The 16,588-nt window shown below is 32.9% G+C and carries 14 protein-coding genes and 1 pseudogene; 8 read left to right on the top strand and 7 right to left on the bottom strand.

The features are described from left to right. Positions 1-118: 118 nt before the first annotated feature. The 4 genes from fmt to NLG42_RS00715 all read right to left on the bottom strand — a co-directional run bounded on the left by fmt (position 119) and on the right by NLG42_RS00715 (position 4,927). On the bottom strand, positions 119-1,066 hold the full coding sequence (fmt, locus tag NLG42_RS00730; protein WP_257682736.1) for a methionyl-tRNA formyltransferase: 948 nt from the start codon (positions 1,064-1,066) through the stop codon (positions 119-121). Next, the gene (locus NLG42_RS00725) at positions 1,066-2,961 is read right to left on the bottom strand and encodes a RecQ family ATP-dependent DNA helicase (protein ID WP_089058369.1); all 1,896 of its coding nucleotides are present in this window, start codon (positions 2,959-2,961) and stop codon (positions 1,066-1,068) included. Before NLG42_RS00725 ends, fmt begins: the two co-directional genes overlap by 1 nt. A gap of 64 nt (positions 2,962-3,025) precedes the next feature. After that, the gene (locus tag NLG42_RS00720) at positions 3,026-3,559 is read right to left on the bottom strand and encodes an AAA family ATPase (RefSeq protein ID WP_257682735.1); all 534 of its coding nucleotides are present in this window, start codon (positions 3,557-3,559) and stop codon (positions 3,026-3,028) included. 456 nt (positions 3,560-4,015) lie between these two features. Next, the gene (locus NLG42_RS00715) at positions 4,016-4,927 is read right to left on the bottom strand and encodes an alpha/beta hydrolase family protein (RefSeq protein ID WP_099720558.1); all 912 of its coding nucleotides are present in this window, start codon (positions 4,925-4,927) and stop codon (positions 4,016-4,018) included. Between the two features lie 278 nt (positions 4,928-5,205). On the opposite strand from NLG42_RS00715, the gene NLG42_RS00710 reads away from it, so the two are divergent. The 4 genes from NLG42_RS00710 to NLG42_RS00695 all read left to right on the top strand — a co-directional run bounded on the left by NLG42_RS00710 (position 5,206) and on the right by NLG42_RS00695 (position 8,555). After that, entirely contained in the window at positions 5,206-5,502 is a 297-nt protein-coding gene (locus tag NLG42_RS00710; RefSeq protein WP_089058367.1) for a DUF493 family protein, read from the top strand. A 3-nt stretch (positions 5,503-5,505) separates the two neighbouring features. After that, positions 5,506-6,225, top strand: a complete 720-nt coding sequence (locus tag NLG42_RS00705; RefSeq protein WP_089058366.1) for a DUF4290 domain-containing protein — start codon at positions 5,506-5,508, stop codon at positions 6,223-6,225. 91 nt (positions 6,226-6,316) lie between these two features. Beyond that, positions 6,317-7,627, top strand: coding sequence for a UDP-N-acetylglucosamine 1-carboxyvinyltransferase (gene murA, locus NLG42_RS00700; protein WP_089054134.1), 1,311 nt, complete (start codon positions 6,317-6,319; stop codon positions 7,625-7,627). Between the two features lie 52 nt (positions 7,628-7,679). Further along, on the top strand, positions 7,680-8,555 hold the full coding sequence (locus NLG42_RS00695; protein WP_089058365.1) for a cation diffusion facilitator family transporter: 876 nt from the start codon (positions 7,680-7,682) through the stop codon (positions 8,553-8,555). An 84-nt stretch (positions 8,556-8,639) separates the two neighbouring features. Here the strand turns inward: NLG42_RS00695 and NLG42_RS00690 are convergent, their stop codons facing one another. The 3 genes and pseudogenes from NLG42_RS00690 to NLG42_RS24465 all read right to left on the bottom strand — a co-directional run bounded on the left by NLG42_RS00690 (position 8,640) and on the right by NLG42_RS24465 (position 12,313). After that, positions 8,640-11,129 carry a DUF5686 and carboxypeptidase regulatory-like domain-containing protein gene (locus NLG42_RS00690; RefSeq protein WP_257682734.1) on the bottom strand — a complete coding sequence of 830 codons (2,490 nt, stop codon included), beginning with the start codon at positions 11,127-11,129 and terminating at the stop codon, positions 8,640-8,642. Between the two features lie 70 nt (positions 11,130-11,199). After that, positions 11,200-11,613: a type II 3-dehydroquinate dehydratase gene (gene aroQ / locus NLG42_RS00685; RefSeq protein WP_089058363.1), complete on the bottom strand. Its 414-nt coding sequence runs from the start codon at positions 11,611-11,613 to the stop codon at positions 11,200-11,202. Positions 11,614-11,746: 133 nt separating this feature from the next. Next, a pseudogene (locus NLG42_RS24465) lies at positions 11,747-12,313 on the bottom strand (porin family protein). 280 nt (positions 12,314-12,593) lie between these two features. On the opposite strand from NLG42_RS24465, the gene NLG42_RS00675 reads away from it, so the two are divergent. The 4 genes from NLG42_RS00675 (at position 12,594) to NLG42_RS00660 (ending at position 16,581) form a co-directional block, all read left to right on the top strand. Further along, complete coding sequence (locus tag NLG42_RS00675) at positions 12,594-13,148, top strand: outer membrane beta-barrel protein (protein WP_089058361.1); 555 nt, start codon at positions 12,594-12,596, stop codon at positions 13,146-13,148. Between the two features lie 210 nt (positions 13,149-13,358). Further along, positions 13,359-13,940 (top strand): porin family protein, encoded by a 582-nt coding sequence (locus tag NLG42_RS00670; protein ID WP_089058360.1) that lies wholly within the window; start codon positions 13,359-13,361, stop codon positions 13,938-13,940. Between the two features lie 83 nt (positions 13,941-14,023). Continuing rightward, positions 14,024-14,920, top strand: coding sequence for a site-specific tyrosine recombinase XerD (gene xerD / locus NLG42_RS00665; RefSeq protein ID WP_257683966.1), 897 nt, complete (start codon positions 14,024-14,026; stop codon positions 14,918-14,920). 140 nt (positions 14,921-15,060) lie between these two features. Then, a complete protein-coding gene (locus NLG42_RS00660) occupies positions 15,061-16,581 on the top strand; it encodes a sensor histidine kinase (RefSeq protein WP_257682733.1) in 1,521 nt (506 codons plus the stop codon). Positions 16,582-16,588: the final 7 nt, after the last annotated feature.

Raw genomic sequence — 16,588 nt, 5'->3', positions numbered from 1 at the left:
CGTTGCGTGCAAGTGTTTTCTTTAATTTTAGCTATAATTGTTGATAACTTGCTTTTTTTGTTCATAAAGGATGTTGTTTGTCGATCAAAAACAGGTACAAACCCCTGTTTTACTGATGTTAATAGACCTTTGCGTCATCAGAAAAAGTTATCCCATTTAGCAATTCAGCTACTTGCATTCTCTTTTTTCCAGGTAATTGCAAACTTAAAAGCTGAATGAACCCTTCTTTAATTGCAATTTTGATTTCTTTTTTACTGCTGATCAGACTTCCAATTTCATGAGAATGTGCTTCTACAGCTAGTTTTGCTTCATATATTTTGATGCTTAATTCTTCATTTTTATCCTTCAAAAAACACCATGCAGCAGGATACGGACTTAATCCTCGAATTAAATTATTGATTTCAGTTCCAGATTTTGTCCAGTCAATTTTGCAATTCTCCTTATTTAGTTTGTAAGCTGTTTTGATTTCCTCGTTATCTTCCTGAATCGTTGTGGTAACATTTCCGTTTTCAATAACTTTTAAAGTGTCAATTACAGTTTGGCTTCCCAATAACATTAATCGATCGTGTAACTGTCCTGCATTTTCTTCGGGCTCAATGGCGATTTCCGAATTTAAAATCATTGCTCCAGTATCAATCTTATCATCAATAAAGAATGTTGTAACTCCGGTTTTGGTTTCTCCATTAATAATTGCCCAGTTGATAGGTGCAGCTCCTCTATAATTTGGAAGTAAGGAAGCGTGAAGATTAAAAGTTCCTAAACTTGGCATTTCCCAAACTACTTTTGGCAGCATTCTAAAGGCAACTACTATTTGTAAATTGGCATTTAAAGCTTTTAATTCTGCTAAAAAACTCTCATCTTTTAAATTTGTTGGCTGTAATAAAGTAAGATTGTTTGCCAATGCATATTCTTTTACCGCCGAATATTTTATTTTTTGTCCGCGGCCGGCAGGTTTATCTGCAGCTGTGATAACGCCCACAACATCGTAATTGTTTTTTATAATAGTATCTAGAATGCCAACAGCAAATTCTGGCGTTCCCATAAATATAATTCGTAATTTTTCCATTATGATTTTAAAGTGTATTTATTGTTCGCTAATATAACGATATGATTGTTTTCTAATAATTCTTGAAGAACAAGTATTATATCTGATGCATCTAGTTTTATCTGATTTTGAATTTCTCGCGAAGTCAAAGATGCCGTCTTTAATAAAGACAAGATTTTGTCAGCAATCGAATCGGCTTCAGTGATTTTTCCTTTTTGTGTAATGCAATACGAGCAAACGCCGCAATTTGAATTAGTTTCTTCTCCAAAATAATCCAAAACCAATCTGTTTTTGCAGGTTTTGTTTTCCTTTATATAATATAGAACAGATGAAAGCTGCTCTTGTTTAAGCTGATTCTGTTTTTCCAGATACTTAGAAACTCTATTTATGGTCAAATCATCTTCACGAACTTCGTTGAATAATATTGTCGCATCGTTATTTTTAGATTTGTATTCGATAATCTCTTTATCTCTCAGTTTTTCTAAAAGAGAAGTAATCTGTTCTTCCGTATGATTTGATTTTTTTGCAATAAGCGAAAGATTTATCGGCGTTTTCATTTCATGAACTCCAGGATAAGTTCTTAAAATCGCTAAAATAATTTCTTCGTCTTTCTGATTTAAACTTGTATATCGAATAACTTCTTTGGATTCAATTAAAAACTGCATTGTAACCTTCTCTGAAAATTCCTGAGACATTGTAATGATTCCTTGTTGATTTAAAAACTGTAAAGCATTATAAGTTTTTAAAGTAGGGAAGTCGTATTTGTTGCAAAAATGATTCAATTTAAAAGAGAAAGTATCGTCTAAACCTTCGCCGTATGCTATTTGAAAATAGTTACACAGTTTGACATACATCGTTTTTAGGAATTTTTTATCAGGCAGAATACTTAAAAACTGTTGTTCAGTTTGGTTTGCATCTGAGTTATTGTATAATAAAACCGAAAAGGCTTTTTCGCCATTTCGTCCCGCTCTTCCTGATTCTTGATAATAATTTTCTAGATTTTCAGGCAATTGCGTATGAATGACCGTTTTTACATTGTCCTTGTCAATTCCCATTCCAAACGCATTTGTAGCAACAATAACCTGCGCTTGTTCCGACATCCACGACTGCATATTTTTGTCTTTTTCTTTTGCCGAAAGTCCGCCGTGATAGTAAGTAGCTCTAAAGCCAAGCGATTGTAATTGTGTTGAAATGTTTAAGCATGATTTTCTATTTCGTACATATATAATAGAAGGCTGCGGGTTTTTCTTTAAAATTTGTTCGACACGATACAGTTTGTCTTCAACTTCAAAAACCATATATGCGATATTCTTTCTTTCAAAAGACTGTTGAAATAGTTTAGTATCTTTTAAACCTAATTCAGTTTTAATATCTTCAACAACTCTTGGTGTTGCAGTTGCAGTCAAGGCCAAAAAAGGAATCTTAGGAAAGTGCTTTTTAAGTTCCGAAATTTTTAAATAAGCTGGTCTAAAGTCGTGTCCCCATTGCGAAACACAATGCGCTTCGTCAATGGCAATAAAACTTATAGGAAGATTTTTGATGCGCTCTAATATCCAGTCTGATTGTAAACGCTCCGGCGAAAGATAAAGAAATTTGTAATTTCCGTATTGACAATTGTCTAAAAGATCAATGATTTCTTCCGTATGAATTCCGCCGGTAAGAGCAATTGCTTTGATTTCTCTTTTTTGCAGATTCGCTACTTGATCTTTCATCAAAGCAATCAATGGTGAAATAACCAAGCAGATTCCTTCGCGCATCATAGTTGGAACCTGAAAACAAATCGATTTTCCGCCTCCTGTTGGCAGCAGTGCAAAAGTATCATGACCTTCTAAAACTGAATCAATAATTTCTTTTTGAAGAGGTCTGAAACTTTCGTGTTTCCAGTATTTTAAAAGAATATCTTGTGCTTCCTGCATGGCCAAAGTATTAAAGTTAAAAATTTAGAAATCAGTTTCTAGTTTTGCAACTTTAAACTCGCCGCTAAATTTTATCTAATATATAAAGAATTCTGTTTTCAACCGTATCTTTAGGAACTTCAATTAAATCGTATCCGTATTTTTGATACGTTTCAATTAAATGTTTCTGAATTGTTATTGCTTGTTCGAAATTCTCATAACGCTCAGTGTCGCTCTGATAAATCTCTTCCCAAGGCGGTAAAATAAAAGTTTTAGAATATTTGTAATCTTCACAAGCTTTTGCAAAATGTTCAGGATATTCATCGCCAATATAGTCCATGTAGGCTGTAACATCAGGAATTCCGCGATCAATAAAAACTACAGTATCGGGCTCCTTTTTTGCGTTTTCGTATTGTTTAACACGCCCTTCCAAGAGCATTTCGCTGAATAATAAAGGTTGTTCTAAGAACAATTGTTCGATACCTCTTTTTTGAGCTTCGAGTGTAACTTCTCTAGAAATTTCAGGGTAACAGCAATAGCCGCGAGCGACTAATTCGTTTATAAGTGTAGATTTTCCTGTACCAGGACCTCCAATAAGGACTATAATTTGTTTTTGCACTATTCTAAAAATAAAGCGCAAATTTACCTAAACTTATTCGTAATTAAAAAGAATATTTACGCGAAGCGAAAGATTTGGCATTTTTGACGGAAATGGTTGGCTGTTCGTGTATTTGTTGATTCGCGAAATATTACGGTAAACTGGACTGAAGTCCAGCTCTACAATATAGTTTGTTCCAGCGGAACTGAATCAAAAGAGGTTTGTGTTTTATGAATTTTGAGGTAAACTTGACTGAAGTCCAGTTCTACAATGTAGTTTGTTCCTGCGGAACTGAATCAAAAGAGGTTTGTGTTTTATGAATTTTGCGGTGAACTGAAGTCCAGCTCTACAATATAATTTGTTCCTGCGGAACTGAATTAGAGAAAGAGCCAAAGGCTCAACAAATATTGTAGGGCTGGACTTCAGTCCAGTTTAAAGGTGTGTAATATTTTTAATATTTTGGTTTGGTCAAAGTATTTATTCACAGAATAAATATTTTCCAGTATTCACGTCTTTTTTAGAAGGAACAATCAAATGCGATTCAAATTTCTTTCCTTTCAAAACATCATTTACAAAATCGAGAACATATTGCTGTCCGTCATGAAAAAGATAACCTGAGAATTCATGTCCGCCGCCGCAAAAAGTAATCAGTTCGATGTCTTTATGTAAATCCTGCATATGATTGTAAACAGCGTAAGATCCAAATAAAATCAACCAGCCCGAAGCATTTGTAGGACACGAGCGGTGCGAACCTGCGTTATAGGGAACTGTATCGTCATTGCTTCCGTGTGTCAATAACATCGGAATCGCTTTTTCTTTGGTGATTAAATTAATGTCTTGAATTGCGCCTGAACCTCCAATGAAACCTGCATATCTAAAATTTTCAGGCAAATTGCGTTTGTATAAATTCATAAGTTTATAATCCCAAAACGACGCATGAAAACCAATTTCGGCACCAGCACTAATGCCAGAAATAAATATTTTTGAAGTATCGAGATTGTATTTATCGGCATTTTCGATTAAGTATGAAGTTGCCTGCCACATATCGCTCACTCCAATTTGAATCGCTTTTATTTTTTCGGTTAAAACACCTTTACACCCAAAATCTTTTCCTTTCATATATAAGCTGTATGAAATGCTGGCAACGGCATAGCCATTTTTAGCCATAAATATTCCAAAGTCTTTTTCACTTGTGCGTTCGCCGCCAGAAAATCCGCCTCCAAATGCAAACAGAATTACGGGAATTTTTTCATTTGCTTTTTTCTTTGGCAGATATAAATCTAAATCTAGTTTAAGCGTGTCATTTTGAAAATAAGTTAAGGTTTTGACTTCTTGTGCTTGAATCGAGTTTATTGTAAAAGCGATAAGGAGTAAAAAGAGTTTTTTCATTGTAATTTGTTTTAATCTCGCAATCCCGATAGTTATCGGAAGCAGAGTTGCAAGGTATTCCAAATATAAAGGTTTGTTGCGAATTTTGCCAATCTAAATCTTAAAAGAAATCAAAATTTTAGTAAAATTTAATAAAGAAATTTACAGCAGTATAATTAGTGTAAATTCGTGAAATTTGTGGCAAAAAAATAGTTATCTTTTCAATAGAAAAAATCTAAAATCTAAACTCAGAAATCTAAATTCAAAAATCGTATATTTGCGTTTATTTTTAATTACGAATGGAGAACGATAAAGAAAAAAAAACAGCGGAATTTTACGAAAGATTAAAAGTCGAACTTGATAACGCAAACACTTGGCCTGCAGAATATTTGTATAAATTTATTGTGCCAACTCTAGCAGACAATGTGGAGCGTGTTGAAAAAGCTTTTGATGCTATGGGCGCTGTTATTAAAACAACAAAATCTAAAACTGGTAAGTTTACCAGTGTTTCTGTAGATGTTACCATGCACAGTTCTGATGCTGTAATTGTTAAATACAAAGAAGTTTCTACAATAGAAGGTATTGTTTCATTATAACTTATGAACGAAAAATATAAAAAAGAAGTCGCGAATGATGTTGTTTTTAATTTAGAATACAATTCTGAAAGACAACGATTAATTATTCCAGAATATGGTCGTCATTTACAAAAACTGATTGATCAGGCTACTGCAATTGAAGATGATGAAACGCGCAACAAAGCTGCGAAATATATCATTCAGGTTATGGGAAGCTTAAATCCTCATTTGCGTGATGTGCCGGATTTTCAGCATAAATTATGGGATCAGCTGTTTATTATGTCTGATTTTAAATTGAATGTAGAATCTCCGTATCCAATTCCATCAAGAGACGTATTGCAGTTAAAACCAGATGTTTTACAATATCCGCAAAACTTTCCTAAATACAGATTTTATGGAAACAACATCAAATATATGATTGATGTTGCCAATAAATGGGAGGAAGGCGAAATGAAAAATGCATTGGTTATGGTAATTGCCAACCACATGAAAAAATCATTTTTGAGCTGGAACAAAGACACCGTAAAAGATGATGTGATTTTTGAGCATTTGTATGAATTGTCGGGAGGAAAAATAAACCTGCTTCACAGTACAGAAGAATTGTTGAACACAACAGATTTAATGCGTACTAATAAGCGTGTTTCAAATAAGATTACACCAGCCGGACAGCCAAAAATTCAAAACAACAAAAACAATAAAGGAGGTAAACAAAAGACCTTTCAAAAAAATAATAATCAGAAATAAAAAAAAGGGCTGAGATGCTAAGGGACTAAGTTGCTAAGATTTTACCTTAGAACCTGAGAATCTAAGAACCTTTGGACCTTAAAAAAAATCTATGGGAATTTTTAAAATCGAAGGAGGAACTCCTTTAAAAGGAGAAATCACTCCACAAGGAGCAAAGAATGAGGCGTTACAAATTTTATGTGCCGTGCTTCTAACAGGAGAGAAAGTAAAAATTAATAATATTCCTGATATTATAGATATCAATAAATTAATCACATTGTTGGGTAATTTAGGGGTAAAAATTCAACGTAACGAACCAGGATCAATCACTTTTCAAGCAGATGAGGTTAATGTTGGATATTTAGAAACTGAAGCTTTCAAAAAAGAAGGCGGAGCTTTACGTGGTTCTATTATGATTGTTGGGCCTCTTTTGGCTCGTTTTGGAAAAGGATATATTCCTAAACCAGGAGGAGATAAAATTGGGCGTCGTAGATTAGATACACACTTTGAAGGGTTTATCAATCTTGGAGCAAAATTTAGATATAACAGAGAAGATCATTTTTACGGAGTAGAAGCTCCAGAGGGTCTTACTGGAACAGATATGTTATTGGACGAAGCGTCTGTAACAGGAACTGCAAATATTGTAATGGCTGCAGTTTTAGCTAAAGGAACAACTACAGTTTACAACGCAGCATGCGAACCATATTTACAGCAATTGTGTAAAATGTTGAATTCGATGGGAGCTAAGATTACTGGAGTTGGATCTAATTTATTGACTATCGAAGGTGTTGAAAGCCTTGGCGGATGCGAGCATAGAATTTTGCCTGATATGATCGAAATTGGTTCTTGGATTGGTCTTGCGGCTATGACAAAAAGCGAAATCACGATTAAAAATGTAAGCTGGGAAAATTTAGGTTTGATTCCAAATACATTCAGAAAACTTGGAATTACAATTGAAAAACGCAACGACGATATTTATATTCCTGCTCACAAGGATGGATATGAAGTAAAAACGGATATCGACGGTTCGATCCTGACAATTGCCGATGCACCTTGGCCAGGATTTACACCTGATTTGTTAAGTATCGTTTTAGTTGTGGCAACACAAGCAAAAGGAGACGTTTTAATTCATCAAAAAATGTTCGAAAGCCGTTTGTTTTTCGTAGATAAATTAATCGATATGGGAGCAAAAATTATGTTATGTGATCCGCACAGAGCTGTGGTTATGGGACATAATTTTGAATCTCAATTAAAAGCGACAACAATGTCGTCTCCTGATATTCGTGCAGGAATTTCATTGTTGATAGCAGCTCTTTCTGCAAAAGGAACAAGTACAATTCAAAATATTGAACAAATTGATCGCGGATACGAGCGTATCGATGAGCGTTTGAGAGCAATTGGAGCAAAAATTGTGAGAGCGTAAGAAAATATTCGCCGTGAATTTATATAATTCGCGGTGAAAAAAAATAGTCTAAATGACAAATGAACAAAAAGCTGTAAAAGCTACTATCTTTAGTATAGTTGGAAATACCTGCCTGGCCCTTATAAAAGGTCTCGCAGGTTTTTTTGGCAATTCATATGCCTTGATTGCAGATGCGATCGAATCGACAACGGATATATTCTCTTCTTGTCTGGTTTTATTCGGAATAAAGTATTCTAATAAACCTGCAGATGAAAATCATCCATATGGTCATGGTCGTGCCGAACCTTTAATTACATTTTTGGTTGTTGGATTTTTAATTACATCAGCAACTATTATTGGTTACGAAAGTATTGCTAATATTCAAACACCGCACGATTTGCCTAAGTCATGGACATTGTATGTTTTGGGAGCAATTATTGTTTGGAAAGAATATTCGTTTCGATTAGTAATGAAACGCAGTAAACAAACAAATAGTTCTGCTTTAGCGGCAGATGCTTGGCATCATCGCAGTGACGCTATAACTTCTGTAGCCGCATTTGTTGGGATTTCGATTGCCCTGTTTATGGGAAAAGGCTACGAATCTGCAGATGATTGGGCAGCACTTTTTGCTGCATTTTTTATACTTTATAACAGTTATAAAATTTTTAGACCAGCATTAGGCGAAATCATGGATGAGAATCTAAATGATGATTTGGTAGAAGAAATCAGAATAAAATCATTAACCGTTGTTGGAATCTTAGGAACCGAAAAATGCTTTATTCGTAAAGCCGGAATGAAATATCACGTCGATCTTCATGCCATAGTATCAGCAAAAATATCAGTTAAAGAAGGTCACGATTTATCCCATAAATTACAAGATACCTTAAAAGAAAAAATTCCTCAATTAGGAAATGTTCTGATTCATATCGAACCAGATGATTATCACTGATTTCTGAGATTGAAAGGGACTAAGGTTCTAAGGTGCTGAGAAAAAAACTTAGCATCTTAGAACCTTAGTATCTTAGGAACTCTTTTAATCTAACACATTCAAAATCTTCAGCCCGAAAACAACTCCATTTTGCTGAATTCCTCCTTGATAGGAATGTACATAGTCTACTCTGAATATTTTGAATTTTCCGAAACCTAGATTATCCAAACCAACGGTAAATTCAGTATAAGGTTTTCTGTCAGGAATTGCCAGTGAATGAAATCCTAGATTCATAGTTGATTTTAATAAATTAATCAACGGAATTTTATTGGTTATAAAACCCATATCATTGTGCTCTAAGTGCATTTCAAAATAACTGTCATTTGTACTGTTAGTGTAGTATGGCATTAAATTAAAAACATTCAAATAACGGTCGCTGGTTCCAATGTGCGTTTGGTTTCCGTTAAAATGTCTGTAATCTATAAAGGAGATGTTTTCGGCATTGAAAAATTTACCTGCTCTAAAGTTCATTCCTAAAACCCCTTTATTGTTTAAAGAAAGATCATATTGAACAGAAGCGCCGATTCTTTCAAATTCATACTTCTTCTCGCTTGCAGCAAATGCTTTTTCAAAAGCTAAAAATACAGTAGGATATTTTTCGTTTTTAAAGTTATATCGTCCGTCAGGTCTCGAAATGTATTTGTTTCCAAAGTTAATACGTGCAGTCAAAGCTGTTTTAAACAAATGATGCTGATCAAATGCCGGAGTTATAAAATCGTTTGGCGCCAGTGGATTATTTGATGTATAAATATCATCTCTTTTAAAGAAAGAATAATCAGTAGTATTAAAAAGAGGTTTTCGCTGTTCGTAGCCAATCTTAGCATTTAAATTTATTCCATTTGCAATATCCTGTCCATAATTAATTTGTGCAAATTCTAAGTTGTACAATTTCATGTAATTGTCTTTGAAAAACAAGGAACTTATTGAATTGACAAAATTACTGATAGGTTCAGCACTATTAAATTGAGCAGTTTTTGTTCCTCCGGAAGCCCAGATTGTCGCATGGTTTATGTTGTTAAAGCGATGGCTGAATTGACCTGTAACACGAAAACGTTCATCAGAAAAGCCATAATTAAAAGTGGTGCTTATCGATGTATTTTTCCCCGTTTCTTCATTCCATTTTTTAAATGAAAAACCAGAATCTAGATTAAAACCTTGAACAGTATTAAAACTTAAAGAACTTAGGTTCAATAAGCCTTTATACTCAAACGAGTGTTTTTTGAAAGTGTTTTTATAGTCATAACCCATTATTACATCCCAGATTTTAAACTTATTGTTTTTAGCATCTACAGAATCAGTATATTTTTGAGACTTTCTGATGGTTTGTAAACTGTCTTTTTTAATATAATCATTACTTTCTTCAATCGTCAAAGGAATTGGACGTATTTGATTCCAAAAAGCATCATCTTTTTTATTCGCATCCGCTTCAAAAGCTACAATTTCATTTCCAAAAGTTTTCTTTTCAAAAGAAGCTGGAAATTCATAATTCGAATAAACATAATTGAATTTTCCAGAGAACTTTACGCCAAAAGCACCAGCATTAAAAGAAAGAGTTTGAGCGTTTTTTGACCAGATTTTATTTTTGACATTATAACTGAAACTCTGTTTTAGATTCATTACGTCAGTGAATTCATTTTTCATTCTGTAGCCTTTTATGTCTAAGTCTACAGCATAAATCGCAAAACTATCATCAACTATATATATGTAGCCTTCAAAAACGGGTTCTTTATCACGTTTTGGCGTTACCTTTATTTTGTTAATCTGCTGATTGTTATCGTCAAAAAAAGTTCCTTCAAGTTTGTATTTGTAGTAATTGAAAGCATTATCGGCGATAGGAGAGATAAGATTAATATTGAATTCTAATGTGTTGTCATAGAAATCATAAGTAGATAAAGTTGCTGTGTTATAACTGAATCCGTTATTATTTCCTGAAATTTTAGAAGCAATGATTTTCTCTTTTAGTTTTCCAGGTTTCTCAAAAGAAATTTTAGAAATAGTTTCTGATAAATATAAAATACCAGTTCCCGTCGAGTCTAAATTTGAAGCCATTTCGTCACCGATATCGACTTTCATGCCCATTATTTTCTTTGGAAGATCTTTTATTTTAAACATTCCTTTCGAATAAAAATCAGCGGTATAACGAGCCGTTTTATCAGAGTTGCTTTTTTTGTTTGCAATGGCGCTTTTTATAATGGCATTTGCAGGGTTATCTTTTGGATTAATTACAACCTCATTAAGTTCAAAATTTTCTTCGTCGAGTTTTACATCTAAAGTCAACGTTTTAGAATCAGAAGTAACAGTTAGCTTTTGGGTTTTAAAACCTAAATATTGAAAGGTGATTTTGTTTTTACCAATTTCTTTTACATTAAGCTGGTATTTTCCCTGCTCATTTGAAGTGGTACTGGTATAAGTGTTCTCCTCAAAAACAGAAACGAAAGGCAGCGGGTTTCCTTTTAGATCAGTTATTGCCCCTTTGATTTGGGCAAAATTGGAAATTGAAAAAATTAAAAAGGCGAGTACAGTAAAGTTTTTCATGAGAGTGGTTTCTCTCGCAAAAATAGAATAAGTTAAAAATGAGCTTATTAAAAAATTGTTAAAAAAAGACTTACAAGAAAGATTGAATGGCTAATTCGTAACTTTTTAGACCAAAACCTAAAATTACACCTTTTGCATTTCCAGACAAATAAGACTGATGTCTGAAACTTTCGCGAGCATAAGTATTTGAAATATGTACTTCGATTACTGGTGTTGTAACCGCTTTCATCGCATCGCCTAAACCTATAGAAGTGTGAGTATATGCTCCTGCATTTAAAATAATTCCATCAAAAGTAAAACCGCATTCTTGAATTTTACCAATCAATTCACCTTCAATATTGCTTTGGTAATAAGAAAGGTCGATACTTGGAAATTTTTGTTTCAACGTTTCAAAATAATCTTCAAAAGTTTGGCTTCCATAAACTTCAGGTTCTCTTTTTCCTAAAAGATTCAAATTGGGTCCGTTGATAATGCAGATTTTCATAAGTAATTTGATTTTAATTATAAGTGATGTGAGCTCATTTTGAATTTTATTGAAAGCACTTCACTAAAGTGTAAAAATAAAAAAACCGTTCTAATTAATAGAACGGTTTTTGTAAAACTATGTGATATTCTTTTTAGAACATGAATCCAGCAGAAAGTTGAACAACAGAGTTTTTAATATCTGCATTTGAAGAAGCTTCTGTTAATCCTAAACTGTAACGTCCTTGAACAAAGATACTTTTCGTGATTTTTAAACCTAAACCTGCATTTAAAGCAAAATCAAATGTGTTAGCATCGTCAAATCTTACGTCATTTTTTTGACTTAATAAAAATGAAGCTTGTGGACCTACCTCTAAACTTAATGATTTTGTCATATAGATTTTTGCCATTACAGGGATCGATAAATAAGCTAATTTATTTTTAAAGTCTTCCTGAGCATCCTTAAATTTTTAAGTTGCACCTTGAGTAGAATATAAAAGTTCTGGTTGAATAGAGAATTTTTCTAATAATTTAACTTCTGCAACAAGACCAGCATGATAGCTTGTAATTCCGTCTTTGTCAAACGCTACACCGTTAAGACCTGCATCTCCAGTTTGGCTTGCAAAGTTAACACCGGCTTTTACTCCAATTTGTAATAATTGTGCTTGAATGGTTGCTGATGTTGCTAAGAACAATACAGCTGCTAAAAGTATTTTTTTCATAAAAATGTTTTTAGGGGTTTTGTGTTTAATTGTTATTTAAAAGTCAAAACTACATTATTTTCAATTTATTGCTTTACATCAAGCTTTATAAAATTATTAAAATTCACACTTTTTTTAGCTTTTTAAGCTGTTTTACACCTGTGTTTTCTTCTAATTATTTGGAAACCAATCATTTGTTTGTAATCTAATTCTGTCTTATTTTGATGTTTTAATGCCTTATTGTGGACGTATTTTAGTAAGTGTAATCTTAATTTTGTATTCCGTAATAAAAAAATAAATTATGAAAAAAGTTATTTTAACTGCTGTTGCAGTATTTGGTTTTGCATTTGCTAATGCACAAACTGGTGGATTTGCTAAAGGAGATGCTTTTATTTCTGGAGCTTTAACTGTAGGTTCTACAAAAACGGGTGATGCTAAAGCTAGCGGATTTGAAATTGAGCCAAAAGTAGGTTATTTTGTATCTGAAAACATTGCTATTGGAGCAAAATTAGGTTTTGGTTCAAATAAGATTGGTGACGATAAAACTAATGCATTTACAGCTGGAGCTTTTGGTAGATATTATTTTACTCCTGCTTCTCAGTTTTCAGTTTTTGGTCAAGCTGGTTTTGATTTTACAAATACTAAAGCAGGGGATTTTAAAACAAATCAAATTGGAACAAATGTAGGCTTAGGTTTAAGTTATTTCTTATCAAATCATTTTGCTATCGAAGCAACTTGGGCTGGTTTAGAATATAGTGTAAACAATAATGGAGGTCATGGTGCTGATAAAAGTAACAATTTTGGTTTTGGTACTGACTTAAGAGATGTAAGTTTTGGAGTAATCTATAAATTTTAATTAGTTTCTAAATAAATTATTTCGTTAGTTTAAAAAGTCTTCCTCCTTTGAGGAAGGCTTTTTTTGTGGGGTTAATTATTGAGAATAAAGTTTAATTGCTTTTAAATAAGTTAGTTAATTTCTTATTACTATTTTTTTTGTTAAATTCCTAATGCAGAATTATGAAGAATATTTTTATATTTGATCTGTGTAACGTAAAAATAAATTGTAATGAAAAGAATTATTTTAGCTGCTATAGCAGTAATGACGTTTGGATTTGCTAACGCGCAACAAACAAGATTCGGAGTTAAAGGAGGTCTTAACATTTCAACGGTGGTTGGAGGAGATGTTAATGATACTAAATCCTTAATAGGTTTTCATGTTGGAGGTTTTGCAGAAATTCATGTTGTTGAGAAATTTTTCATTCAACCAGAACTTTTGTATTCTGCTCAAGGTACTAAAGTTGATGGCCCTTTGGGAAGTGATGTCGATCTTAAACTGAATTATTTAAATATTCCTGTATTGGCTAAATACTATTTTGTAGAAAATAAATTTAGTGTTGAAGCAGGTCCGCAACTAGGTATTTTATTGTCTGCAAAAGGTAATGGTACTGATGTTAAAGATCTTACCAGATCTACAGATTTTGGCTTTAATTTAGGAGCTGGATATAATTTTACTGAAAATCTTTCAGTAGGTATTCGTTATACGATTGGTTTGTCTCCACTTTCTGATAAAGATATTGATAATACAGAGGACTATTATGATAGTGCAAAAAATAGTAACCTTGCGTTGTCTTTAGCTTATAAATTCTAATATCATAAAACGATATTTTATGTAAAACCTTCCTGAATTTCAGGAAGGTTTTTTTATGCTTAAAAATGTTTTACTTTGTAAATATGAAATGGAATAATTATATAAAAGACTATCAATCGTATTTGCGGATAGAAAGAGGATTGTCTAAAAATACCATCGAGAATTATAGTTTTGATATAGAACGTTTATGTCTCTTTTTGGAAAACAATCAAATCGATGTTTCGCCTTTAAAAATTACTGACGAAACAATTCAGCAATTTGTTTATTCCCTATCAAAAGAGGTAAATCCTCGATCTCAATCTAGAATTATTTCTGGTCTGAAAAGCTTTTTTAATTATTTGGTTTTTGAAGATTACAGAAACGATAGTCCTTTAGAGTTAATCGAAAGTCCTAAAACTGGCAGAAAATTACCAGATACATTGTCTGTCGAAGAAATAGATGCATTAATTGCTGCAATAGATTTAAGTAGTAACGAAGGGGAACGGAACCGAGCCATGTTGGAAACTTTATACGGATGCGGACTACGAGTTTCGGAGTTGGTTTCGCTCAAAATATCTGATTTGTTTTTTGATGAAGGTTTTGTAAAGATTACAGGAAAAGGAAATAAAGAACGTTTTGTTCCAATAGGTAAAGTGACTCGGAAATATATAGAGATTTACCAAAATGAAATTCGGGTGCATCTAAATATTAAAAAAGGTTTTGAAGATACTTTGTTTTTAAATCGTAGAGGGAATCAGCTTACTCGTGCTATGATTTTTACTATTATAAAAGACTTGGCTGTAAAAATCAAGTTGAGTAAAACGATTAGTCCGCATACTCTGCGTCATTCTTTTGCGACACATTTATTAGAAAATGGCGCCGATTTAAGGTCGATTCAGTTAATGTTGGGACATGAATCAATTACCACAACTGAAATTTATGTGCATCTTGATCGAAGTTTTTTGAAAGAAGTGATGCATTCTTTTCATCCGAGAAAATAATTTTTTTATGCTGAGCCCGCATTTTAAACCAAAAATTAATATATTGTATTTGATTTTGTATTAAAAAGAAATTATAAAAAGCGATAATAAAGCTTTGGAATTCGATTTTGAGAAGTAATTATTTACTTAAATGACGGCGTATGGTTTTTGATTTTTTTAATAGTGAAGATTGCTTAGAAGTTAATAATTTTTACAAAAAGCTGCTTGCAGAAGTGCCAGACTTAATTTTTCAGTTTGTAATAGATCAAGATAATCATTACTCATTTCCTCTTGTCAGCAGATCTGTCGATGAAATTTTTGAACTTTCAATAAATAAATTTACAGATGATATTAAGCTGATTATCTACGAAAGAATTTTGCCCCAAGACCGTGATATGTTTTTTCAAACCTTGGTTAAAGCGCGAAAGGAAATTAAGCCTTGGGAGATTGAATTTAGAGCTGTTTTGCCTAAAAAAGGACTTCGCTGGTTTAGAGTTTCGGCTAAAACTGAATTGTCTGGGGGGAGTAAAGTGAGTTTTTTTGGACATGTTTCAGATATAACTGAACTTAAAGATAAAGAAGAGAAACTTCGCATTTCCGAAGAACGTTTTCAGTTTGCACTCGATGCTTCAACGGTTGGTATTTGGGATTGGGATATGGTGACTAATAACGTTTTTTATTCGTCATTATCATTAAAAATTCTAGAATTAGAGTCAAGTGATATTTTTGATGATCCGGAGCGCTGGGATAAAATTGTGCATCCTGATGATCTTCCGAAGTATTATTCTGATATCAAAGAACATTTTGAAAACAAGATACCTTATTACGAAAACTATCATCGCGTAATGACTTCCAGCGGCAATTATAAATGGATTTTAGATCGTGGAAAAGTTATTAAACGTGATGAAAATGGAAAGCCATTGCGTGTTATAGGAACGCATACCGATATATCATTGCAGAAAGAAAAGGAACTTGAGCTTTTGAAAACAATGAAATTGTACAGCGATCAAAATAGCCGACTGCTGAATTTTTCGCATATAGTATCGCATAATTTAAATACTCAGGCAGGGAATATTAAATCAATTTTAGATTTTATTGATGCTGATGGCGATAAGGAAACGGTTACCGAAATGCTGGAACATTTGCGTACGGTTTCTAATGATTTAAATGAAACAATTTCAAATTTAAGTCAGATCGTAAAAACGCAAAGCAATATCAATATTACAGTTGGGCCATTAAAGCTTTTTGAATATATAGAAAAAACTATTTCGACGATTAAAGGGCATAGTAAACAGAAAAAGGTAACGATTATAAATAATGTGCCTGAGTACCTGATAATAAATTTTAATCCTGCTTATCTAGAAAGTGTTTTGTTGAATTTTACAACTAATGCAATAAAGTATGCGCATCCTGATCGAGATCCTGTTATTATTTTTGATTTTGGTTTGGAAACAGATGGTCATAAATCATTGAAGATTACCGATAATGGTTTAGGAATTGATTTGAAGGTATACGGTGATTTGTTATTCGGGATGTATAAAACATTTCATAAACATGAAGAGGCGCGAGGAATAGGTTTGTATATAACCAGAAACCAAATAGAAGCCATGAAAGGAACAGTTTCTGTAGAAAGTGAAGTAGGAGTAGGAACGAGTTTTAAAATCACGTTTAATGATCTTTAAAAGCTTT

The organism is Flavobacterium plurextorum, from assembly GCF_024638035.1.
Lineage (GTDB): Bacteria > Bacteroidota > Bacteroidia > Flavobacteriales > Flavobacteriaceae > Flavobacterium > Flavobacterium plurextorum.
This window is presented reverse-complemented; position numbering and strand designations above follow the sequence as displayed.

Bases quoted from the DNA above. Each gene is read 5' to 3' on its own strand.
- fmt (WP_257682736.1), bottom strand. From the start codon at position 1,066: ATGGAAAAATTACGAATTATATTTATGGGAACGCCAGAATTTGCTGTT.
- NLG42_RS00725 (WP_089058369.1), bottom strand. From the start codon at position 2,961: ATGCAGGAAGCACAAGATATTCTTTTAAAATACTGGAAACACGAAAGT.
- NLG42_RS00715 (WP_099720558.1), bottom strand. From the start codon at position 4,927: ATGAAAAAACTCTTTTTACTCCTTATCGCTTTTACAATAAACTCGATT.
- NLG42_RS00710 (WP_089058367.1), top strand. From the start codon at position 5,206: ATGGAGAACGATAAAGAAAAAAAAACAGCGGAATTTTACGAAAGATTA.
- NLG42_RS00705 (WP_089058366.1), top strand. From the start codon at position 5,506: ATGAACGAAAAATATAAAAAAGAAGTCGCGAATGATGTTGTTTTTAAT.
- murA (WP_089054134.1), top strand. From the start codon at position 6,317: ATGGGAATTTTTAAAATCGAAGGAGGAACTCCTTTAAAAGGAGAAATC.
- NLG42_RS00695 (WP_089058365.1), top strand. From the start codon at position 7,680: ATGACAAATGAACAAAAAGCTGTAAAAGCTACTATCTTTAGTATAGTT.
- NLG42_RS00690 (WP_257682734.1), bottom strand. From the start codon at position 11,129: ATGAAAAACTTTACTGTACTCGCCTTTTTAATTTTTTCAATTTCCAAT.
- aroQ (WP_089058363.1), bottom strand. From the start codon at position 11,613: ATGAAAATCTGCATTATCAACGGACCCAATTTGAATCTTTTAGGAAAA.
- NLG42_RS00675 (WP_089058361.1), top strand. From the start codon at position 12,594: ATGAAAAAAGTTATTTTAACTGCTGTTGCAGTATTTGGTTTTGCATTT.
- NLG42_RS00670 (WP_089058360.1), top strand. From the start codon at position 13,359: ATGAAAAGAATTATTTTAGCTGCTATAGCAGTAATGACGTTTGGATTT.
- xerD (WP_257683966.1), top strand. From the start codon at position 14,024: ATGAAATGGAATAATTATATAAAAGACTATCAATCGTATTTGCGGATA.
- NLG42_RS00660 (WP_257682733.1), top strand. From the start codon at position 15,061: ATGGTTTTTGATTTTTTTAATAGTGAAGATTGCTTAGAAGTTAATAAT.